The sequence below is a fragment of the Parapedobacter luteus genome (assembly GCF_900168055.1).
Classification (GTDB): domain Bacteria; phylum Bacteroidota; class Bacteroidia; order Sphingobacteriales; family Sphingobacteriaceae; genus Parapedobacter; species Parapedobacter luteus.
Genome location: NZ_FUYS01000004.1, coordinates 141,674 through 162,214, shown reverse-complemented (window position 1 = coordinate 162,214; position 20,541 = coordinate 141,674). Strand labels below are relative to the sequence as shown.

Sequence of the window (20,541 nt, the reverse complement as noted above, 5' to 3'; positions counted from 1 at the left end):
TTATATATAGAAATTTCTGTTATTTTCCTATTTTAGATATAAGATAGGCTTTACTCATAATTGGCGATACGGTAAAAATGTCATATTCGCTTGTTTATTAACTACACAATGACTGCAAGTCATGTGAATAAAAGCAAAGCTTCCACTCGGTTCCGTTCTGGTCAACGCCTTCTTTATTATATCCCGCTATTTGGCAGTTTATCTCTAAAAGAGTTTTATCGATGGGCTTTCCCATCATCCTATTGACATCGGATTGTATTTTGCTTTTAAGTTTTACTATTGCTACTTGTGTTTGGTCAAACCAAATGAGAGCATAGTCAGAATATACATCATATTCTCGGGTATTTGTTGCGTTATTAAGTTCAACTCCTGTTACTAGGTCGATTTCTCTGAAATAGTATTTTGAATAAGAACCGTCTGTTGATTTGTATTTAACACCAACAGTAACAGTGAGTTGTCCTAAGCAATGGTTTGAAGAGATGGATACAATAAATAGTAGCAGTATTTTTTTCATAAATAAATCTAGTTGAATAACGTTTCTAAAATTATCTATATGATATTTCCTATTTCTACGGGAATCCGTAATCTGTTGAAGTATTTTGTTAATTAAAAGGCTATTTACGTGAAATAAAAGCGACAAACACAATTATTACCAGTATTAAGCAGAAGAAAAGGTGTACCTCGTTATCTGTGGCGTCAGTAAAAATTCGTGCTGCGGCATATGCTGCTATAAACAATGTGATACCGCACCCTAATGGAAACTTATCATTTCTATCTGTGTCAGGTTGTTTTGGTGAAGAATTCATAATTACTGATAAAAATATGAAATATATTTCATAACATAAAACGATAATATACCTCTCTTTTGGTATGTGATTAATACCAAGGATGAAGCATTGATAATAGCCTTTGGGTCAAGGGTTAGGAAACTCCGCAAACAACGAAGGTTGTCAATGGAGAAACTCGCTGAATTGTCGGGTATTGATTACCGCCAGCTTTCCTATGTGGAATTGGGACAGGTGAATACGACAATCAGTACCGCCTCGGCTCTTGCCAATGGTTTGGATATCCCGTTAAAGGAATTATTCGACTTTGATAACGATAATTTTCCCATGCATCAAAAGTCTGAAAAGGTTTAGCGAAAATTGCAACCTTTGCAACCTTGCAATTCCATTACCAAGGTAATTGCACTAATTCGCGGGGCAATTTAATCTGTTTAGGCTGCCCGCGTTTACCTGTGATATAATAATATTGCGCAATATCATCGTCAATCACTGATACAAATGCTTCTTTAATTCTCGAGCATTTCTCATGTACGGAGTTGCTCGTCGGATTCAGTAGGTCAGACATGCTTCTTTTCAGTTCATCTGTATCCGTCCTGTTTGTGATCTTGAAATACAGCCAATGTGCTTCCAGCCAATGTGTTTGCAACTGCTTAAAAAGTAATCCCTCGGGGTGCCTCAAATAGAGGAAGTAAAGCACCTTGGATAAGGTAGGCATTTTAATCTCTATATTGTGGTAATCAGGTAAAAGAATCCGGTGTTGGCTGTCTATGACTAACCTGCTCAATCTTTTCACGGTTTCGTTTGGAGATTCCAATCTTTTTGACAAGGTAGAAGAAGCACCGACCATGCGCCTTAATTCTGCCTCCTCTAATCCGCTTTCCTTGGCCAAACTAATCAGCAGCTTGGCCATCAAGTCATAAGCTTTCGCTTCTCCGAGCAGCTTGATTTTGGCTTCTATTTCATTGGATATTCTTTGATATTGGTCGTCATAATCCGGGTCGTAAGGGGGTATTTCGCCGTCAAAGTCTGAAATATCAAAATAGATATCCTGTTTATTGGCAATTTGGACACCCCAATCAGTAGCATTATTATATTCTTCATGATTGTAGAAGTAAAATTCGTTTTTACCATATCTGCGCATCGCAAAACAAGGGGCGTTTCGCCTATCCAACGGTACACCAAGTGCTTGTTGCAAAACTCGGTTCACATCAGCAGACTGAGGCACCAAAGAAAGCAAAGCTGAAATAGTCTCGATCTCCCTACCAATTTCGTGAATAGTTAAATAAGGGAAATGGTATTCTAGGTGATTTTTATAATCCTGTTTAAACGTTTCTACATACTGTGTCAGGCCATTGTGATATAATAATAATTTGTTTTTATGGCTTTTGAAAGCTCTGCTGATGACAAGGTAATTTTCCTTTATTGCCTGATTTACTTCTGGTTGGTTATTTCCTTCCAAAAAAAACACGAATTCATCCGGTAAGTTCTTTAAATCAAACTCATACATAGAACCTAAAATTATTGGTTGATATAAGTTGGCTACTATTATACGATTTATTCTTCGTTTCCTATACTAAAATCAAGAATAAGCTATAACTGTAATATGTACCATCAATCAGATAACTTGGAAAACCGTCATTTCCCATGGCTATCGCCTCCACCGTCAGAATCACTTTTCTTTCGTCCATCACCGGAAACGGGCAATATACCCTGACCAGCTTCCCATCGGATTTTATGACCAGTATGCTCCTGTTATCAACATACCTATATAAACGGTATCCGTCCATAATAATTTTTATTTTTATAAATAGATAATGGTAGCCCATATGAAATCTCCATACAGGCCACCGAATCAGTCATAGCATGAACCAATTATCCCCGTCACTATCCATCGCTTCCCTGATACCACTGACAAAACCATAGGCATTCAATCCCCTGTTTAGGAAACCGTCGATGTAGCTGCTCTTGTTGGCTCCGGTGAACAGATTATAAAGCTTCCATAGATTGAGGCTTCCGTCATCTTCCCTGCTGAACGCGGAATCGTTGTAGTACTCCTTGACCACCATCCCAATCTGGTTATCGCCGAACAGCAATTGAGGGAGATTTTTCTTCTGTTGGTTTGGCATGTGCTGGTACATCCTTGCACGGCCTATCAGGTAAGCAAATTGGTCTTCATTTATGCTATATTCTGTAAAACCCGATAGCCTGTCTAAGTGGCGTTTGGCATCATAGCTGCTGATAATATCGATTATGGCCTCTGTAAGTTCATCGATGCTCCTGACCCTCAATGTTTCCTTTGTGCCGTCTGTCCATACGCACATGTTGGTGCATACTCTGTTCTGGAACCCTATGAATAATTTGAAATGCTCTTCCACTCCCTTTCTGGCATACAGGTTGTCCTGATTGTGTGCTTTGATACCTCCAACAGTAAGTGATAGTGGATTGCCGTTGATCGTGTCCGATATTGTTGGAATCTCCAAGATGAATGCCATACGTTCGTAGTAGATGGTCTTTTCTTCTTCCCTCAATAGATGTGCAGGTTTGTCTTTGGCCTCGGGTATCCTGCCTTTAATTGGATGGCTTATTCTGATAGATGGTGGTAATACAGTCTCATGCTGAAAGAAGTGCTGTACCACATCGCTTGTAAGACTAATAAAATCAGATTGACTGATGACAGGCTGGTTGTCTTTGGCGAAAACGGGTATCAGATGCTTGTCCCTGATTTCATCCAGTGTGGCGGCAACTGTGTTTGCCTCAAGGAATGGTTTTGAAGTCGATGGTTGATTATCCGCTATTAAAGTACCGGATGAACCGTTTAATTCAAGTGTTTCCATGTTTAGTGATTATTGATTTAGTAAAATGATGATTTGATAGGATTAAAGATGATTTGGTAGGATTAAATAGTAAAGGGATAATGGCTTATTAAAACCACTATCCTCTTTTACAAATGTTGGCACCCATATCAGGCTTCAACCTGTTGACCGAATACCGTTTGCTCCACCGTTGATTCTTCTTCTGGTGAGTAGGTGTACTGGTAATCCAATTGCATGACCTCTCCGGTTTCGGGAACGGTATAATCATAAGGCTCCACCTGTACTTTGGCGATTGAGCCTTTCATTTGTTTACCGATGATGGCTTTGCAGGTGGCTTCATCAAATGTGCTTGGGATACTGCACTTTTTTACCGTAGCATAAGGTCTGCCTGTTTTCTTTGAATACATGAACTCGACGTCTCCCTGTAGCTGTAATAGGAAGAATTCGCCCTTGTCACTCTCCCGTTTTTCATAACCTGTGATAGTTACCATGATTTAATTTTTAAGTGAGAAATTCTGTTGATTGATGCATTCAGGCACGGTATGCCCGAACCTAAGATTTAGTAGGGGGCATCTCCACAAGGGAGGGGGACGATTAGGTTGGCTGAAAAAAAAATAAAAAAAATTGGCAAAAAAAAACCACATACCTAAATTAATAGATATGTGGTTGTGCAAGTATTGCAACATTTGCAAGTGTTGCAAACTTTGCTTGAAGACCTTTCCTTAATTAGTTTTTAGAAGCTGCCAGTTGAGGCTTGCTATAAAATCCTGATTTTGCAGAATATAATAGCCCCATTTCCAAATACTTATTTAAGCGATAGTCTACAGTTCGTCCCTTGATATCCAAAGCCTCACCGATTTCAATAGCTTTTTGTCGACTGAAAGCATTCGGTAAGGCTTCAAGAAAAACCATGTCTTTTTTATTTGCAGGTGTTACTCGAGGTTGCTGCTTAGGAAGTGAGGAATACATAAAAAGATTATGCTCCTTGTAAGTATTCATTAATTCATAAGCATTTAAGAAGTCTGTGTCATTACATGACAGAATCTTGTTGGCACTAGAAATTGCGTCATATTGTCTTAAAGCAGAAAATATCATAGCTATTCTAAACCACATCAATCCTGAACGCCTTACTACACTAATAACTCCATCTCCAAGCCTGTCTAGGGCTTCAAACTGAAATTCTTCTTGGACACCCTTGAAAAAGTCCCAGTGGTCTTTACTCCACTGCAATTCTATTTTAGGGTATTTAAGTAAAGCATTAATAGCCACAAACAACTCATTGCCCAATTCTGTAAAATACTCTTTGTAATTCACCCTATTTGCATAAGGCGATACGTCTTTCCATACAGAACCACCGCCATCATATGTATAAAAGGTAATCCTACTGAATAATCCATCCTCCGCAGAGTGAATCAACCCATGTATCTGTTCAGGCGTACCTGATAAAACAAGTGACAACTTGGGAGATTCGATGTCAATGAATTCATTATCCATTTTCCTAGAGGAACTGAAAGTCTCATGGTGGTACCCTTTACGCAATAAGTCGGAAAACCCACCCCAATCCTGTTTGAAAGTATTTCCAATTGTATCAGCTTCGGTCTCGAAGAAGATGCCATTTTTATTAGACTGTAAATGTCCCATAAAAGCAGCGGCACTTGTATTACCAGGAATGAACAGAACCGGTTGGGCTTGCCCTTCGATATGGGTAGCTTTAATCAGCTCATGGTATTTCATCCCTAAATACTTGGAAAAAGCCAATGTGCCCTTACCGCTTGCCGCTGGTGCACTTACATAAGTGTATAAATTTGGATAAATTTCCCGTCCGTCATACAAGCCATATACATTCGGGAAGCACCCACTTAATACACCTAGCGCGCCTGTTAAAAACACATCTTTCTCCCTCCTCTCCGTGAATACATTTGTCGATTTCCGTAAAATATCAGGTAAATCGCTGAATACTTTGTTAGAAAAATAGGGTGTCTTTCTCTCCAATGGGGTTGCCAATGTTGCAATCCCTGCAAACTCTGCAGTTTCTCTCTTGTCTTTATCTGTTTTTCTCATATATTTTAATTTTTATTTATGCGCGAGCTGATCAGCATTTTTTCGCTTTGTTTACGCGCCAATTAAATCCAATGATAAATCAGACATAAAGAGATGGTTTCAAAGAACGAGCTTTTAAAAAGCGAGTCATTACATCAAAAGTTGTTCCAGATTCGGCTTTGTCAGGTATTTTTTAGACTGCTTGCATTTCTTATAAAACAGGCATCACCTCCTTCAATTCCTCCATATTATGTACGCCTAATCCTCGTAAGTATTTAAGCGTCACTATCATGTTTGAATGCCCCAAAAGCTGCTGTAACAAGTGCAAATCCTTAGTTTTTTTATAAACGTTTACTGCTGCTGTGTGTCTGAACGAATAGATGGTTTGATTTTGTTCTACCAAGCTTAAATCGAGCATAGTTTTAAAATGCCTTGACCACACGGTATTAAAGTAATACACATTAAACGGAATCTGTTTCATCGAGAATAAATTTTGGTCAGCGCTTAAATTTTGGACTCTATCATAAACTGCGTCCCGTACATAATCAGGCACGTAAACGACCCGTATCCTGCCACTTTTATTCTCGTTGCCTGACAAATGGATTTCAGTACAATTATTTTTAAAGTGGCTGCTTTTCAAATTCCTCACCTCGATATGAGGTCGAAGGAAACAGCCATAGCTTATTAAACAGCATAGATACATGTTCTCATGGTTCACCTTCAAATAATCTAATACGTCGCGCAATTGCTCTTGTGTGTAGATTTTGTGTAAGGTAGCTTTGGTTTTAATCTTGCTTACTTTTCTCATAGGGTCGGCGTCAAAATCATACATTCTTTTTAAGACTCCAATCAAAGCACTCATATGCCTCCATTTGTTCATATACTGTTGGGGCGTTCTTCTGAAATTATCGAGGTACTGTTGTATTCTCAGAGCTTTCAAATGTTTAATTCCTCCGTCACGCTCATCTTTTTTAAGAAAACTGAGGAAGTCTTGGCTGAGTTTTTTTAAATCACTAACATACCTTTTACTAAGATTAGATGTCTTTTTTTGATTCAATGCACTATTAAATAGTTCGTCCAGCGATAGCCTATCTGCGCTATCATGGGAACCTGATTTATTCAGTAACTTCTGATAACTGCCATCATTTAGCTTCTTGCGGAACTCAAATTCTAATTTTCCTAATAACGCTCTACGTTCCTTAGCGGATTTAGCTCTGTTTGGTTTCAGGTCGACAGCTATCTTCTGCCCGTTGTACTCGCGGTACCTCCGGCCTTCAATGTATATGGCTAGATAGGCACGTTTACTTAAGTCTGTTGGGCAATAGGGTTTGATTTCATACTGATGCATTTTGGCTCATATTCTGGCTCATAGCAACAATACACCACTAATAACCAGTAATTTAAGCTGGTAGAGCAACGCATTCGTAATGCGTAGGTCGTAGGTTCGAATCCCATCGTCGGCTCCTAAGTTTAAAGCTCCGGAACGTACTGTTCGGAGCTTTTTTTTCGTGAACTGACAGGTGCCTTAACCGGACATTATCGATCAGTTGAATGCTTCCCGATCCCGCGGTAGCATTCGCAGAATTTCTACATGCTGCCGCATAGGTGCATTTCCGAAACGCTTATTTTCGGCTACAACAAAAGGCGTTTAGGCTAAATCTGCCGCTGAAAGCCACCGCATTTTTGCAGTATCAAAAAGATCGCAAAATGGAATTAAAAAACAGCACCGTCCTGATTACGGGCGGAACCAGCGGAATCGGTTTGGAGCTCGTAAAACAGCTGACCGAACAAGATGCAAACATTATCGTCACCGGACGTAACCTTGATGCACTGAACCGAACAAGGAAACAGTTTCCCAAAGTCCATACCTTTCAAAGCGATGTGAGCAATGCAGCAGCCATTGAACAGCTTTACCTGGATGTTACGGCACAATTTCCAGAATTGAATATCCTCATCAACAACGCCGGATTGATGCGGTTGATCGATGTGCAGGACGCAACATTGGATTTGGAAAACATCAACCGTGAAATTGCCGTCAATCTTACTGGAACCATCCAAATGGTGCATCAGTTTTTACCGCATCTGCTCACGAAGAAATCGGCTGCGATTGTCAATGTTTCCTCGGGTATTGCATTGATGCCCTATTCAATAGCACCGATTTACAGTACCGCAAAAGCAGGCGTCCGAGCGTATACGTTAGCTTTGCGGTTGCAATTGGAAGATACCAATGTAAAGGTATTTGAAATGATACCGCCGGGTGTTAACACCAATCTTCAAAATGATTGGGTATTGCAACCTAACCCCAAACAAATGATGCCTGTGGATAAAATGGTAGCTGTCGTCATCAAAGGCCTTTTGAAAGATAAACCGGAACTCAAGCCGACCTTGATTGACCTGGTCAAATTCGTGAGCAGACTGATGCCTAATACCCTTTTAAAGTTTGGACACCGGGAATTTAAAAAGTTTAAACAACTGAACAAGCAATGAAAAACGAAAACAAAAAAGACGGCCTGTCAAGGTTTTGGTTTGCGCTCTCCAATGCCATTCCACCAATCGGATTTTTTCTGTATTTTAGGCACAGAAATCAATTCCCCAATAAGGCACGAAAGGCATTGGCAAGTGCCTTAATCGGTGTTCCGATTGCGTTAGTTGCGGGTTACATCATAGACGCGTATATCCTGCATTAAAATGGTAAAGAACATCATTTCGTTAATCTTATTGATTGTGTCCGTGTCGCTGAATTTCAGGCACGGGTGGGGCATATTTAACTACAAAAACAATCCCGAATCGTTAAAGATGATGAATGAACTGGGCATCAATGAACCCGTCATTCCCTTCTTTGGCATCCTGACCTTTGCGATTGGGGCTTTGCTGCTGATTCCAAAAACATTTTTCTTGGCGAATGTACTGAATGCCATGTCGATTCTCCTTATTATGGCCTTATCGCTGAAAGCAGGGAATTACAAAACGGCGTTGATAGAAATTCCGTTTTTGGCGATGCCGTTACTCATGATTTGGCTCAAATATCCATTCAAAAATTAGTTTGTGTTATGGCAAATGTAAAGCCCTACCGGATAAAATCCATAACGGAAATCCATCGGTTAATGAGGCTTCCGAAGCCTCATCACCCGCTCCTCGGTATCGTTGACGTATCGGGGATTAAAAATGATTCAGCAATAAATGCCGTGCTATTTGATCTTTATGTCATATCATTGAAAAGGGGGTGCGATAAACTTCATTACGGGCAGCAGCGCTACGATTTCGATGAGGGATTGATGGCTTTTATGGCGCCTGGGCAAATTCTCCGTGGTGAAGAAAACGGCGTACCTGCGGGTCTTGAAGGTTGGATGCTGTTCATACACCCCGATTTTTTATGGAATACGCCGCTTGCTAAAAAAATCAGACAGTATGCGTACTTTGGCTACTCCACCAATGAAGCATTGTTCCTTTCCGATAAAGAAGAAGCGATCATCAACGGCATAGTAGCGAATATCAAGAACGAGTATCATACAAACATGGATAAGTTCAGCCAGGATATTATTGTTTCGCATTTAGAAACCCTGCTGAATTATGCCGAACGCTTTTATCAACGTCAATTCATCACCCGAAAAATAGCCAATCATCAAATTCTTGACCGGTTTGAAAAATTGCTTTCGGACTATTTCAACGACGACGACTTAATAACCAAAGGGCTACCTACGGTTCAATATGTCTCTGAGCAGCTGAATATTTCGCCTAATTATTTGCGTAGTTTGCTCAAGGTGCTCACGGGACAAAACACCCAGCAACATATTCACGATAGGCTAATCGAAAAGGCGAAGGAAAGACTGTCGACGACAGACTTGTCCGTCAGTGAAATCGCTTACGGATTGGGCTTTGAGCATCCGCAATCGTTCAGTAAACTTTTCAAGACGAAGACCACCGTTTCGCCGTTGCAATTCCGGCAGTCGTTTAATCGGGCTGTTCCCGGATCGCACTGATCTGGCAGCCCCGTCATGGTGTTGCAGGTGAAAACAAATTTAGCTAAGTTTGGCCCAAACCAACGGCAGCATGAGCATGTTACTCGAACCGCTATTTGCATTGCTTCTGATCAATTTCCTTGGGAAAAGAATCGATCCAAAGGAGGCGCCCTATGATGTTCACCGATACGTCATGGCTGGCCGGGGCATTGCCATTGGGTTGTTGCTGTTGGATATTCTTACCGATTCGGCGATTATCCAACACGGGATACGACTTGGTGTATTTGCTCTGCTGTGGTTGGTATACGTACGGCCGGAATTGCGGGTGGGGCGCAGTTTCATGGTCTCCATGCTGCCTTACATGGTCTTGTCCTTGCTCAGTGATGTCGTACAGGCAGTTAACCGCGACTTTTATCGGGAAAACGATGACTTTTTTGACAACGCCGAGTTGTTTGGCATCCTCTGGTTTGGTGCCATGTGGTTTGTTAATCGCAACCAGCGCCGGGCACTGGAAAAGGAGCGCTTGCGGCGGGAGGCTGAGGAGGCTCGGCTTCGCGTCATGGCCGAGATGAAGGTCAATCTGGAAGCGGAAGTGGCGCAGCGTACGGCGGAGTTGGTCAAGCAAAAGGAAGAGCTGGAGCAGACCTTGGATGAATTGCGGCGTACGCAGGATCAGCTTATCCAGTCGGAAAAAATGGCTTCCCTGGGTGAGCTGACGGCTGGAATCGCCCACGAGATCCAGAATCCGCTGAATTTTGTCAACAACTTCTCGGAGGTCAGCGTTGAGCTGCTTGATGAGTTAAAAGCCGGCCCGCTTAGCCAGTTGCCCGCCGGACAGTTGGAGGAAGCTGAAGAGATTATCGGCGATCTGACGCAAAATTTGGAAAAAATCAGCCTCCATGGCAAGCGGGCGGATGGTATCGTCAAAAGCATGCTGCAGCACTCCCGCGCCAGTGCCGGTAAAAAGGAGGTGATAAATATCAACTTGTTGGCCGACGAATACTTACGCCTCAGCTATCACGGGTTGCGTGCCAAGGATAAATCGTTCAATGCCACCATGGAGATGGACTTTGCTGACGATTTGCTTTCCGCGGCGGTCATACCGCAGGATTTGGGGAGGGTATTGCTCAACCTGTTTAACAATGCTTTTTATTCAGTGAGTGAGAAAAAAAAGGGAGCTCCTGCGGATTATACGCCCTTAGTGCGGGTAGCCACCTCCAACGTTCGACGGGCGGACGGACGAGAGGCCATCGCGATCACCGTACATGACAATGGGCTGGGCATCCCAAAGAACATCTTGGACAAAATATATCAACCGTTTTTTACCACCAAGCCTACGGGCCAGGGTACCGGTTTGGGGCTCTCGATGAGCTATGATATCATCCACAAGATGCATGGCGGCGAAATGCAGGTAGATACCGCCGAGGGCAAATATGCAACATTCACCATCACCATACCGGCATCATGAAGATATTAGTAGTAGACGACGAGGTAGACATCCAGCCGTTATTCAGGCAACGATTCCGCAGGGAGATCAGGAGCGGTGAGTTGGCATTCGATTTTGCGCTTTCCGCCGAAGAAGCCTTGCAGTACATGACATCGGGAGATTCCGAGGTCGTACTCATTCTCTCCGATATCAATATGCCGGGTATGAGCGGGCTTGAGCTGCTCCGTCACATCCGGACGGCACACCGGGCGGCACCGCCGTTCGTCATGATGGTCACGGCATACGGCGATGAGGCAAACCGCTCGCAGTCCATGCAGCTTGGCGCCGATGACTTCCTGACCAAGCCGCTGGATTTTAATGTATTGAAAGATAAACTTAAAGGGTTGGAGGCGCATGGCTAATATTTTGGTTGTCGACGATGAGGCTGATCTCGAGATACTCATCCGGCAGAAATTTCGGAAGAAGATACGGGAAAAAATCTACACGTTTGTTTTTGCAAGGGATGGTAACGAGGCGTTGGCGCTGCTGCAAGCGCGAGACGACATCGACGTTATCCTTACCGACATCAACATGCCCGGCATGGACGGGCTGACGTTGCTGACCAAGTTGCCCGAAGCCAGCCCGGTCATCAAAGCCGTCATGGTTTCCGCTTACGGCGATATGGACAACATCCGCACGGCGATGAATCGCGGCGCATTTGACTTCGTGTTTAAGCCGGTCAATTTTGACGATCTGGACACGACCATCGAGAAGACCCTGCATCATGTACGGCAACTCCGGGAAACCCTGCAAGCCGTCAAGGAGAATAACATTCTGAAGATGTACGTCGACGAGCATGTACTCAACTTCATGACCCATCAGGAATTCGAAAAGAGCCTGATGGCGAACGAGACCATTGAAGGCACGGTCGTTTTTATCGATATCTGCGGATTCACCGCCATTACCGAACATGTGGGTGCTGACGGTGTAGTGAAGATGCTCAATACCCTTTTTGACGTCATTGTCAAAGAAATCATCAACCACAATGGCCATATCGATAAGTTCATGGGCGATGCGGTGATGGCCATCTTCCGGGGCGAGTATCACATTGACCGGGCCATTGATGCGGCGTTGGCCGTGAAAGACAGCATTGCCGGGGTGACGGTTGCCGGTTTTACCGATAAAGCGTTTAAGCCCCAGGTATCCATCGGTATCAATTCGGGCGAGATGATATCCGGCAATATCGGTTCAGCTTCGCTGAAGCGGTTGGATTATACCGTCATCGGCGATACGGTAAATGTAGCCCAGCGGCTCCAGTCTGTCGCCAAAGCCGACCAGATTCTGGTGCCGGAGCACGTATATCAGCAGGCAAAGCAGTCCTTCAACCTGAAAGAACTGGGAGCGGTGAGCTTAAAGAACAAGGCGTTGCCCGTAGCCGTTTACGAAGTAATCGAGTGATATGCCGGCTGCGCGGACTAATGCTCCCTGGCACGTTTTTTCAGCACGCCACCGGCCACCTCTTTGATGGTGTTTGTGTACACAAAGGCCTGGGGGTCGATGTCGCGTACGAGGCTTTTGAGGCGCCTGACCTCAAACCGGGTGACCACCGTAAAAACGATGTCTACCGGATGGCTTACGTCAAAGCTGCCTTGCAGGAATCCTCGCTCGCCCTTATAGACCGTGATGCCTTTCCCCATTTCATTGACCAACCGATCTTTGATGACGACGCTCTTGGAAGAGATAATGTTTACGGCCGTGTATTCCTCCAGCCCCTCAATGACGAAGCTAATGGTCCGTGAAGCCGTGTAGTAGGTCAGGATGGAGTAAAGAGCCGTCGGGAGCCCAAGGTGAATAGCCGCGATGAGGAAAATGACAATATTGATACCCAGGATGATTTCGCTGATGGTGAAGCTGCTTCGTTTGAGCGTGTACAACGCTAGCACTTCGATGCCGTCAAGCGCACACCCGCCCCGCATCGAAAGACCTACACCCAATCCCATAAATACGCCGCCGAAGATAGAGACGAGCAGTTTGTCCGACGTGATGGGCGGATATGGGACATACAACAGGCAAATGCCGAGCAATATCACACAGCCGAGGGTTTTCCAGGCAAATTTGGCGTTTACCTGAAAGGCACCCATGACGATTAGCGGCAGATTGGCCAACACGATGACGTATGCGATGTTGAAGTTGTAGATCTCATGGATAAGTAAGGCAATGCCCGTCACACCACCATCAAAAAAATGGTTGGGAATCAGGAAGCCCTTCAGTGCAAATCCGCAAAACAACACGCCACAAATCACATAAATGATGTCCTGGGCAATGGCCCGCCACTGGTTAGTTATCATGGTTCGCCGGTTATCAGATAGTTATGTTAATAGTTTTTTGTAATTTTCTTCTTTTTTGGCGTTTCTGCGCCGTTTGGACGTTTCCGTAAAATAATGATGCTTGTCCAGGAACGCAATTTGGATTTTCTCGAACTCCTCGCGCGAAGAAATAGTGCCTAAATGGTGCATTTCCTGGTAGAGCAACAGGCTTCGATCAAAAAAATCGTCCCTGCCGAGATAGTCCAGGTCTGCATCACAAATGATTTCTTCCAGATGTTGCCGGGGCCGTTGAGGGATCTCCGTGGCCATGATGAGTTTGGAAATCACGGTTATATCGGCGTCGGTGTAGCCAAAGCCAGGTAGTGTTTCCTGGGCGATAGCACAGGACGACAGCTCATGTGCTTTGGTTTGAACCAAAAAGCCTGCGTCATGGTAAAGCGCTGCCGTGAGCAGCCATTGAAGCTGTAAATCAGGTATGCCTTCCAGCACGGCTATCTGCCTCGCTGCTGCGTACACATCGGCAGTGTGCAAGGCGTTATGATAGGTCAAACCAGGCGGAAGCTCATTTTCCAACCGATTTAGAATATAGTGCTCAGCCAAATCGAGTCGCATATCCGATTTTTATCGGCGGCTAATATATCAATTTTATTTCTTTCCGATATAGACGCTCTTGCTGTACTGCTTTTTATTGGCGCTGTGTTGATGCCGTAAAAAAGGAATACAATGTCGGAACAATTTACCAATAAGAAATTAAATAAAAACGATTATAATACTTACTTCAATTTAGGATTTAACCATGTAAAACTAATATCCATTGTATTTTTATCGTATAAAATACGATGAAAATACGATGACTTTACGATAAAAATACGATGAAAGATAAAATGCAAGTAAAAGGTAGTTAAGTTTAAAATAAAATTTAATGGTAATCCTTTGGCTTACGATCTGCCAAACAGGGCATATTCGTTGTTTTTCCGCGGACGCGGCATGGTTCTAAAGGCTTTTTTTATCTTTGTATCAATTTTTTCGATACGATGACACTTGTTCAATTGGAATATATTATCGCTGTAGATACCTACAGGAGTTTCGTGGCTGCCGCTGAAAAATGTTTCGTGACCCAGCCGACGTTAAGCATGCAAATTCAGAAACTGGAGGAATCGATCGGTGCCCGTATTTTCGATCGGAGTAGGCAACCGATTGTACCGACCGAAGTCGGTGTGGAAATTATCAAACAGGCGCGGGTCGTCCTTACCGAGAGCCGTAAAATAAATGAACTGGTGCAATTGAAAAAGGGCGAATTGGAAGGCGAGCTTCGCATCGGGGTAATTCCGACCATTGCACCGTACCTGCTGCCTCGTGTGCTGGGTAATTTCATGCAGAAGTTTCCCAAATTGCAATTACAGATATGGGAGTATACGACTGAAAAGATTGTGCGCGAGCTAAAGGTGAATTTGCTCGACTGTGGCGTGTTGTCCACCCCCGTATATGATACAGCACTGGTCGAACGCCCCTTGTTTTACGAGCCGTTTGTAGCGTATATATCGCCCAAAAGCGCATTAATCAAAAAGAAGGAAGTGACGCCGGAAGATGTATTGGAAGATAAGCTATGGCTGCTTACCGAGGGGCACTGTATGCGTGGCCAGGTATTGAACATATGCCAACGCAAGCGGAGTATGGATCCGGACGGTACATTGGCGTATAACACGGGAAGTGTGGAAACGCTCAAGCGGATGGTCGATAGCAACTCGGGGACTACCATCCTGCCGGAATTGAGCATCGACGATTTTGATGAGGACCAGCTCGGCCGGGTACGTTATTTCAAGTCGCCCGAACCTGTGCGCGAAATCAGTTTGGTGACCACGCATAACTTTTTAAAGCGGCAGGCCATCGACGCCCTTGAACGGGAAATTATCGCTTCTGTCCCCAAGCGGTTCAGGACCAAAAAGAAGAAGGATATCATGGAAATTGATTGACCAGTAAGTCATGCGGCAAAAACCCCAGCAAATCATTCATCGGCTCAACCAATGGCGGATGCAGAAAATTTCTAACCGGAATTTTCTGGTTGTTCTCGCTGTCATCGTAGGGATCATAGGCGGACTGGCTGCTGCAGCCCTCAAAGGGCTGACGCACTCGATCGCCGCATTTTTACAAAATGACGTGCAATGGCAATACAAATATTACCTATACCTGTTTTTTCCCCTGATCGGGATATTGCTGAGCGTGTTGTATGTGCGCCGTTTTATTCGCAAAGGCACCTTCGAGCATGGCATGACACCGATTATTTATGCCATTTCACGCAAGTCGAGCCGTATTGAACCGCACAACATCTATTCACAGATCATTACCAGTGCGCTCACGGTCGGCTTCGGTGGCTCTGCCGGACTGGAAGCTCCGATTGCTTACAGCGGTTCGGCCATTGGCGCCAATGCGGGTCGTTTCTTTGGACTCAATTACCGGGAAGTGACGATGTTGCTTGCTTGCGGAGCTGCGGCTGGTATTGCAGGTGCGTTTAATAGTCCCGTAGCAGGGATGATTTTTGCCATAGAGATCTTACTGCCCGAATTTTCTATTCCTGCATTTATTCCTTTGCTGATGGCTGCGGCGACAGCATCAGTGGTGTCAAAGCTGCTATATAGCGAGCCTCTTTTTCATCTGGTGACGGACGATTGGGAATTTCAGGCGTTGTTTTTTTACCTGCTGTTAGCTGTTATCGTTGGCGGCTTTTCGATATACTTTGCCAAGGTAAGTACGTGGGCCAAGAAAGTATTTGCAACAGTTGAAAACCCTTACCAGAAGGTGTGGATAGGGGGGATAAGCCTTGGCCTCCTGATTTTTCTTTTCCCTGCGCTCTATGGCGAAGGCTACCTGGCTATCCAGCAGATTCTTGACGGACGGATGGACTCGTTGCTGGCTAATAGCATTTTTGCGGACTACCGGCATGTTGGTATCCTGATAGTCATCTATGCCGTGGTTACCGTATTTGCGAAGTCCTTCGCAGCGCTTATCACGCTCAGTAGCGGAGGAAATGGCGGGGTATTCGGTCCGAGTTTGGTCATGGGCGGGTTATTGGGATTTGCCTTTGCTTACGGTATAAACCTTACGGGCATGATTGAACTGAATGTGGCCAATTTTGTGGTGGCCGGCATGGCTGCGGCACTAAGCGGTATTATGCACGCTCCGTTGACGGCTATTTTCCTCATCGCGGAAATCACGGGCGGGTATGCCTTGATGGTGCCGCTGATGTTGGTCACAGCGATTTCATATTTGATCAATCGGGCAACACAGAAATACTCCATTTATACCAAGGTGCTGGCCGAACAAGGTGACCTGCTCACCCACGAAGATAAGGATCGGACAGTGCTGAGCATGATGAAACTTCGGTATGTGCTGGAACGCAATTTTACCATCCTACGGCCAGACGAACGGCCAACGGACAGGCGGCATGACATTATCCACACCAAGCGCAATATCTTTCCAGTGGTGGATGCCGATGGCAAACTGCTCGGTATCATATACAGTGAGCGACTATTTGAGATATTGCTCGGTGAAAGCCCTGAAAAGGAAGGCAAGACAATGCAGGAGCTGGCTGAAAAGCCGGTGGATATTATCCGCATGGATACCAACATGGAAGCGGTGATGCAAAAGATGAATCGGGAGGATATCTGGATACTCCCCGTGGTGGACAGCCATGGGAATTATATGGGATTCGTTTCCAAATCGGCCGTCTTTAATAAATACCGTGCGTTGCTGATGAGGCAGGGGGCATACCTGGAATAGGGTGGCGGTATGCGGTATAGTGATGGGTGGTGCGTGGCCGCCGGTCAGCCAAGACTGGCCGCTGGTTACGCACCACCCATTGCCAACTAAAGTTCTTTAATCCGGATATTACGGAAGGCGACGACATCGCCGTGGTCTTGCAATGCAATTTTTCCTTTTGGATATTTTGCAAATCCTTCCCAATCTTTGAACTTGCTTGCATTTAATACCTGCTCCCACTCGGGGGTACCGATGGTCACGTCCGCAGTTTGGACGTCATTAAGCCACAGGGTGATCTGTCCGTTGTTTTTGCGGATACGGGCTTTATTCCATTCGCCGACCGGTTTGGGTTGCGACACCTCCTTGCTGCCAATCATGTCATACAGTGATCCGGCAAGGTGGTTTTCGATTTTGTTATCGGCGGCGTCGATGTTGTCCAGTATCTGCATTTCAATGCCGGTTTGGTAGGTAGCGCTGAACTTCGGATCTTCGTGTACCCCGAAGATGATGCCGCTATTGCCGCCGGAAGAAATCTTCCATTCGAGCTCAAGCTCATAGTTTTCATACTCGCCATCCGTCACAATATCGCCGCGTTGCTCACGAGGCACCTCAGGATTGAATCGCAATTCGCCGTCTTGAACTACCCAGGCGGCTGATACGGTGTCCCGCAGGTAGGTATGCCAACCATCGGTGGTTTGGCCGTCGAACAGTGATACCCATCCGTCATTTTCAGCGGTTGTTGTTGCACTGGTGTCTTGTGCTTCACTGGTTTGTTGTCCGGAGCCACAAGCAGCCAGCACAGCGACTGCTAAGCCAATCGATAGCGATTTTTTAAGATTTTCCATGTTAGAGATTCTGTGATGTTTATGATTTATGAGTTTGTTTTGGGCCAATACTACGAACTTATTTTCAAAAACGGGCGTTTTGAGACATTATTTTTGATAAAAAGGAAAACGTCGCCCTTACCGGCGCATTGACAAAATGCTGTGGTCATTCGCGTTTGTGTTTGGCAATCAAGGATATTTCGCAATTAATTAGGCAAAAATAGGTAATATTGTAAGCCGAAATGGAGTTTAATTTGATTCGTATAAGACATGTCTGTTGAGTTACTTGGTAAGCTCCATTTTTTTCTGTCGGTTGTTTTGATTGGCCTCTCATCCAGTACATGGGGCCAACCAACCTATACAATCAGCGGCTACATCCGTGATGCACATACAGGCGAAACGCTGGTAGGGACGAGCTTACGGCTAAAGGCGGAGCCGGCCATTGGCACCCATACAAATCATTACGGCTTTTATTCGCTTACCCTTGTTGGAGGACCTCACGTACTCGTTGTCTCGCATGTCGGGTATGAGTCGCATGAAACGACCGTCAGCCTGAGCGAGGATAAGCGTGTAGACATCGATTTGTCAAGCGGTGAACTGCTGGACGAAGTGGTGGTAAGCCAGCCGGCAATCAATGAGCAGGTGCGGAGCCCGCAAATGGGGGTGGCTCGCGTGGATGTCAATGAGATTAAGCACGTGCCGGTGTTGATGGGCGAAAAAGATGTTTTAAAAACGATTCAACTATTGCCCGGCGTACTGGCTGGAGGTGAAGGCAGCAGTAACTTCTTCGTGCGGGGCGGGGCGGGCGACCAAAATTTGATCCTGCTGGACGAAGCTATGGTGTATAATGCATCGCACCTTTTTGGTTTTTTCTCGACGTTTAATTCCGACGCTGTCAAAGATGTAAACCTCTATAAAGGCGGGATGCCTGCCCAGTACGGCGGGCGTTTGGCGTCGGTGCTTGATATTTCCATGCTCGATGGCAACAAAAGGCGCGTTGGGATGGAAGGGGGGATAGGGCTCATCGCGTCGAGATTGAAGATGGATGGGCCGATAGCCGGCGGCCGCGGATCGTTTATGCTCAGTGGGCGCAGGACTTATGCCGACCTCTTTCTGAAGTTTGCGGATGACGAAAGCATCAACAATAGCCGCTTGTATTTCTATGATTTAAATGCCAAGGCCAATTACCGGATAAACGATCGAAACACCCTTTTCATTTCGGGTTATTTCGGCCGGGATGTCATGGGATACGCCAGTCTCTTTGGCTTCGGGTGGGGGAATGCTACCGCTACATTGCGCTGGAACCATGTGTTGAATAGCCGTTTGTTTTCCAATACGTCTTTTATATACAGCAACTTCAACTACCATGTCAATATTGACAACAATGACCTCAATTTCGCAATAGCTTCCCGTATCCTGAATTATAATGTCAAGCAGGACTTTCAGTTTTTTCAGTCCGACAGGAGCACGTGGCGTTTCGGCGTCAATTTACTCAGACAGGAAATTTCCCCGGCGAATATCGATGCCGGTGCAAATTCGTCGGTCAACAGCCTCCGGCTTGACAGCCGGAAGGGAATGGAGCTGGCAGGATACCTTTCGCATGAATGGAAACCCACGGATCGGCTGAGCGTTGTCTATGGACTACGAGCCAATAACTTCCTGCTATTGGGGCCAGGTATGTTTTACGGATATGATGCTGATGGCGATGTGTTGGATGGTCGGCGGTATGAACGCGGCGATGTCGTACAATATTATTTCAATCTGGAACCGAGGCTGTCGATGAGCTATCAATTGCATCGCAACAACAGCGTGAAGCTATCGTACAACCGCAATGTCCAGCACCTACACCAGCTAACGAATTCAACGTCCAGCCTGCCGACGGATGCATGGGTGATGAGCAGCAACAACATCAAGCCACAGATGGCCGATCAAGCGGCAATTGGGTATTACCAAAATTTTTCGGATGACCGCTATGAATTTTCGGTAGAATCGTATTATAAACGAATGCAAAATCAGATAGACTACCGAAATACGGCTGATTTGCAGGCCAATGAACATATCGAGGCGGAACTGCTTTACGGTATCGGCAGGGCATACGGTGCAGAATTGTTGCTGAAAAAACGGGAAGGCCAGCTCAATGGCTGGCTAAGCTATACGCTTTCGCGGAGCGAGCGGCGTTTTGATGATATTAATCAAGGCAACTGGTTTGCTGCGCGGCAAGACCGTACGCATGATGTATCCGCAGTGGCCATGTACCAGTTATCACCTGCGTGGAATATCTCAGCCACATTTGTATACAGCACGGGCAATGCGGTGACTTTTCCGAGCGGCAAATACAGCGTGGATGGCCGTACACTTTGGTACTACACGGAACGGAATGGATACCGGATGCCCGATTACCATCGGCTGGATTTGGGTGCGACATGGGAGTCAAACGTGAGTAAGCGTTTCAAATCGAGTTGGACCTTCGGTATTTACAACGCTTATAATCGTAAAAACGCGTATATTATCGACTTCCGGGAAAATGAGCACAATCCGAACATTACAGAAGCGTATCGGATAGCCTTGTTTGGCATCATCCCATCGGTCACATGGAATTTTAAATTTTAAA

21 protein-coding genes are annotated in these 20,541 nt (G+C 45.1%); 11 read left to right on the top strand and 10 right to left on the bottom strand.

Annotated features, from left to right (window positions below; translation table 11 throughout):
• Positions 1–97: 97 nt before the first annotated feature.
• A complete protein-coding gene (locus B5X72_RS09725; protein WP_139378627.1) occupies positions 98–514 on the bottom strand; it encodes a hypothetical protein in 417 nt (138 codons plus the stop codon).
• A gap of 358 nt (positions 515–872) precedes the next feature.
• Between B5X72_RS09725 and B5X72_RS09720 the strand changes: the two genes are divergently transcribed.
• Positions 873–1,139: a helix-turn-helix domain-containing protein gene (locus B5X72_RS09720; RefSeq protein WP_262497471.1), complete on the top strand. Its 267-nt coding sequence runs from the start codon at positions 873–875 to the stop codon at positions 1,137–1,139.
• Between the two features lie 34 nt (positions 1,140–1,173).
• Here B5X72_RS09720 and B5X72_RS09715 read toward each other — a convergent pair whose 3' ends face one another.
• The 6 genes from B5X72_RS09715 to B5X72_RS09690 all read right to left on the bottom strand — a co-directional run bounded on the left by B5X72_RS09715 (position 1,174) and on the right by B5X72_RS09690 (position 6,986).
• Complete coding sequence (locus B5X72_RS09715) at positions 1,174–2,292, bottom strand: hypothetical protein (protein WP_079716684.1); 1,119 nt, start codon at positions 2,290–2,292, stop codon at positions 1,174–1,176.
• 61 nt (positions 2,293–2,353) lie between these two features.
• Entirely contained in the window at positions 2,354–2,572 is a 219-nt protein-coding gene (locus B5X72_RS09710; RefSeq protein ID WP_139378626.1) for a hypothetical protein, read from the bottom strand.
• Positions 2,573–2,641: 69 nt separating this feature from the next.
• Positions 2,642–3,619, bottom strand: a complete 978-nt coding sequence (locus tag B5X72_RS09705; protein ID WP_079716682.1) for a DUF3871 family protein — start codon at positions 3,617–3,619, stop codon at positions 2,642–2,644.
• Between the two features lie 128 nt (positions 3,620–3,747).
• The gene (locus B5X72_RS09700; RefSeq protein WP_079716681.1) at positions 3,748–4,089 is read right to left on the bottom strand and encodes a hypothetical protein; all 342 of its coding nucleotides are present in this window, start codon (positions 4,087–4,089) and stop codon (positions 3,748–3,750) included.
• Between the two features lie 235 nt (positions 4,090–4,324).
• Positions 4,325–5,659 carry a DUF3987 domain-containing protein gene (locus B5X72_RS09695; protein ID WP_079716680.1) on the bottom strand — a complete coding sequence of 445 codons (1,335 nt, stop codon included), beginning with the start codon at positions 5,657–5,659 and terminating at the stop codon, positions 4,325–4,327.
• A 190-nt stretch (positions 5,660–5,849) separates the two neighbouring features.
• Positions 5,850–6,986 (bottom strand): tyrosine-type recombinase/integrase, encoded by a 1,137-nt coding sequence (locus B5X72_RS09690; RefSeq protein ID WP_079716679.1) that lies wholly within the window; start codon positions 6,984–6,986, stop codon positions 5,850–5,852.
• Positions 6,987–7,345: 359 nt separating this feature from the next.
• On the opposite strand from B5X72_RS09690, the gene B5X72_RS09685 reads away from it, so the two are divergent.
• The 7 genes from B5X72_RS09685 (at position 7,346) to B5X72_RS09655 (ending at position 12,481) form a co-directional block, all read left to right on the top strand.
• Complete coding sequence (locus B5X72_RS09685) at positions 7,346–8,125, top strand: SDR family oxidoreductase (protein WP_079716964.1); 780 nt, start codon at positions 7,346–7,348, stop codon at positions 8,123–8,125.
• On the top strand, positions 8,122–8,325 hold the full coding sequence (locus tag B5X72_RS09680) for a hypothetical protein (protein WP_079716678.1): 204 nt from the start codon (positions 8,122–8,124) through the stop codon (positions 8,323–8,325). The genes B5X72_RS09685 and B5X72_RS09680 overlap by 4 nt, the downstream gene beginning before the upstream one ends.
• A 1-nt stretch (position 8,326) precedes the next feature.
• A complete protein-coding gene (locus B5X72_RS09675; RefSeq protein WP_079716677.1) occupies positions 8,327–8,680 on the top strand; it encodes a hypothetical protein in 354 nt (117 codons plus the stop codon).
• An 8-nt stretch (positions 8,681–8,688) separates the two neighbouring features.
• On the top strand, positions 8,689–9,618 hold the full coding sequence (locus tag B5X72_RS09670) for a helix-turn-helix domain-containing protein (protein ID WP_079716676.1): 930 nt from the start codon (positions 8,689–8,691) through the stop codon (positions 9,616–9,618).
• Between the two features lie 70 nt (positions 9,619–9,688).
• The gene (locus B5X72_RS09665; protein WP_245826909.1) at positions 9,689–11,065 is read left to right on the top strand and encodes a sensor histidine kinase; all 1,377 of its coding nucleotides are present in this window, start codon (positions 9,689–9,691) and stop codon (positions 11,063–11,065) included.
• Complete coding sequence (locus B5X72_RS09660; RefSeq protein ID WP_079716675.1) at positions 11,062–11,445, top strand: response regulator; 384 nt, start codon at positions 11,062–11,064, stop codon at positions 11,443–11,445. Before B5X72_RS09665 ends, B5X72_RS09660 begins: the two co-directional genes overlap by 4 nt.
• The gene (locus B5X72_RS09655; protein ID WP_079716674.1) at positions 11,438–12,481 is read left to right on the top strand and encodes an adenylate/guanylate cyclase domain-containing protein; all 1,044 of its coding nucleotides are present in this window, start codon (positions 11,438–11,440) and stop codon (positions 12,479–12,481) included. Before B5X72_RS09660 ends, B5X72_RS09655 begins: the two co-directional genes overlap by 8 nt.
• Positions 12,482–12,498: 17 nt before the next feature.
• On the opposite strand, the gene B5X72_RS09650 is transcribed toward B5X72_RS09655, so the two are convergent.
• The gene (locus tag B5X72_RS09650; RefSeq protein WP_245826908.1) at positions 12,499–13,371 is read right to left on the bottom strand and encodes a YitT family protein; all 873 of its coding nucleotides are present in this window, start codon (positions 13,369–13,371) and stop codon (positions 12,499–12,501) included.
• A gap of 21 nt (positions 13,372–13,392) precedes the next feature.
• Positions 13,393–13,962 carry an HD domain-containing protein gene (locus B5X72_RS09645; protein WP_079716673.1) on the bottom strand — a complete coding sequence of 190 codons (570 nt, stop codon included), beginning with the start codon at positions 13,960–13,962 and terminating at the stop codon, positions 13,393–13,395.
• Between the two features lie 422 nt (positions 13,963–14,384).
• Between B5X72_RS09645 and B5X72_RS09640 the strand changes: the two genes are divergently transcribed.
• Entirely contained in the window at positions 14,385–15,323 is a 939-nt protein-coding gene (locus tag B5X72_RS09640) for a hydrogen peroxide-inducible genes activator (RefSeq protein ID WP_079716672.1), read from the top strand.
• A gap of 10 nt (positions 15,324–15,333) precedes the next feature.
• A complete protein-coding gene (locus B5X72_RS09635; RefSeq protein ID WP_079716671.1) occupies positions 15,334–17,127 on the top strand; it encodes a chloride channel protein in 1,794 nt (597 codons plus the stop codon).
• An 86-nt stretch (positions 17,128–17,213) separates the two neighbouring features.
• Here B5X72_RS09635 and B5X72_RS09630 read toward each other — a convergent pair whose 3' ends face one another.
• Complete coding sequence (locus tag B5X72_RS09630) at positions 17,214–17,951, bottom strand: 3-keto-alpha-glucoside-1,2-lyase-like domain-containing protein (RefSeq protein WP_079716670.1); 738 nt, start codon at positions 17,949–17,951, stop codon at positions 17,214–17,216.
• 249 nt (positions 17,952–18,200) lie between these two features.
• Here B5X72_RS09630 and B5X72_RS09625 point away from each other — a divergent pair, with 249 nt between their 5' ends.
• A complete protein-coding gene (locus tag B5X72_RS09625) occupies positions 18,201–20,540 on the top strand; it encodes a TonB-dependent receptor (RefSeq protein ID WP_079716669.1) in 2,340 nt (779 codons plus the stop codon).
• Position 20,541 lies beyond the last annotated feature (1 nt).

Bases quoted from the DNA above. Each gene is read 5' to 3' on its own strand.
- B5X72_RS09695 (WP_079716680.1), bottom strand. From the start codon at position 5,659: ATGAGAAAAACAGATAAAGACAAGAGAGAAACTGCAGAGTTTGCAGGG.
- B5X72_RS09645 (WP_079716673.1), bottom strand. From the start codon at position 13,962: ATGCGACTCGATTTGGCTGAGCACTATATTCTAAATCGGTTGGAAAAT.
- B5X72_RS09655 (WP_079716674.1), top strand. From the start codon at position 11,438: ATGGCTAATATTTTGGTTGTCGACGATGAGGCTGATCTCGAGATACTC.
- B5X72_RS09725 (WP_139378627.1), bottom strand. From the start codon at position 514: ATGAAAAAAATACTGCTACTATTTATTGTATCCATCTCTTCAAACCAT.
- B5X72_RS09630 (WP_079716670.1), bottom strand. From the start codon at position 17,951: ATGGAAAATCTTAAAAAATCGCTATCGATTGGCTTAGCAGTCGCTGTG.
- B5X72_RS09660 (WP_079716675.1), top strand. From the start codon at position 11,062: ATGAAGATATTAGTAGTAGACGACGAGGTAGACATCCAGCCGTTATTC.
- B5X72_RS09710 (WP_139378626.1), bottom strand. From the start codon at position 2,572: ATGGACGGATACCGTTTATATAGGTATGTTGATAACAGGAGCATACTG.
- B5X72_RS09670 (WP_079716676.1), top strand. From the start codon at position 8,689: ATGGCAAATGTAAAGCCCTACCGGATAAAATCCATAACGGAAATCCAT.
- B5X72_RS09685 (WP_079716964.1), top strand. From the start codon at position 7,346: ATGGAATTAAAAAACAGCACCGTCCTGATTACGGGCGGAACCAGCGGA.
- B5X72_RS09700 (WP_079716681.1), bottom strand. From the start codon at position 4,089: ATGGTAACTATCACAGGTTATGAAAAACGGGAGAGTGACAAGGGCGAA.
- B5X72_RS09680 (WP_079716678.1), top strand. From the start codon at position 8,122: ATGAAAAACGAAAACAAAAAAGACGGCCTGTCAAGGTTTTGGTTTGCG.
- B5X72_RS09690 (WP_079716679.1), bottom strand. From the start codon at position 6,986: ATGCATCAGTATGAAATCAAACCCTATTGCCCAACAGACTTAAGTAAA.
- B5X72_RS09625 (WP_079716669.1), top strand. From the start codon at position 18,201: ATGTCTGTTGAGTTACTTGGTAAGCTCCATTTTTTTCTGTCGGTTGTT.
- B5X72_RS09635 (WP_079716671.1), top strand. From the start codon at position 15,334: ATGCGGCAAAAACCCCAGCAAATCATTCATCGGCTCAACCAATGGCGG.
- B5X72_RS09675 (WP_079716677.1), top strand. From the start codon at position 8,327: ATGGTAAAGAACATCATTTCGTTAATCTTATTGATTGTGTCCGTGTCG.
- B5X72_RS09705 (WP_079716682.1), bottom strand. From the start codon at position 3,619: ATGGAAACACTTGAATTAAACGGTTCATCCGGTACTTTAATAGCGGAT.
- B5X72_RS09665 (WP_245826909.1), top strand. From the start codon at position 9,689: ATGAGCATGTTACTCGAACCGCTATTTGCATTGCTTCTGATCAATTTC.
- B5X72_RS09640 (WP_079716672.1), top strand. From the start codon at position 14,385: ATGACACTTGTTCAATTGGAATATATTATCGCTGTAGATACCTACAGG.
- B5X72_RS09650 (WP_245826908.1), bottom strand. From the start codon at position 13,371: ATGATAACTAACCAGTGGCGGGCCATTGCCCAGGACATCATTTATGTG.
- B5X72_RS09715 (WP_079716684.1), bottom strand. From the start codon at position 2,292: ATGTATGAGTTTGATTTAAAGAACTTACCGGATGAATTCGTGTTTTTT.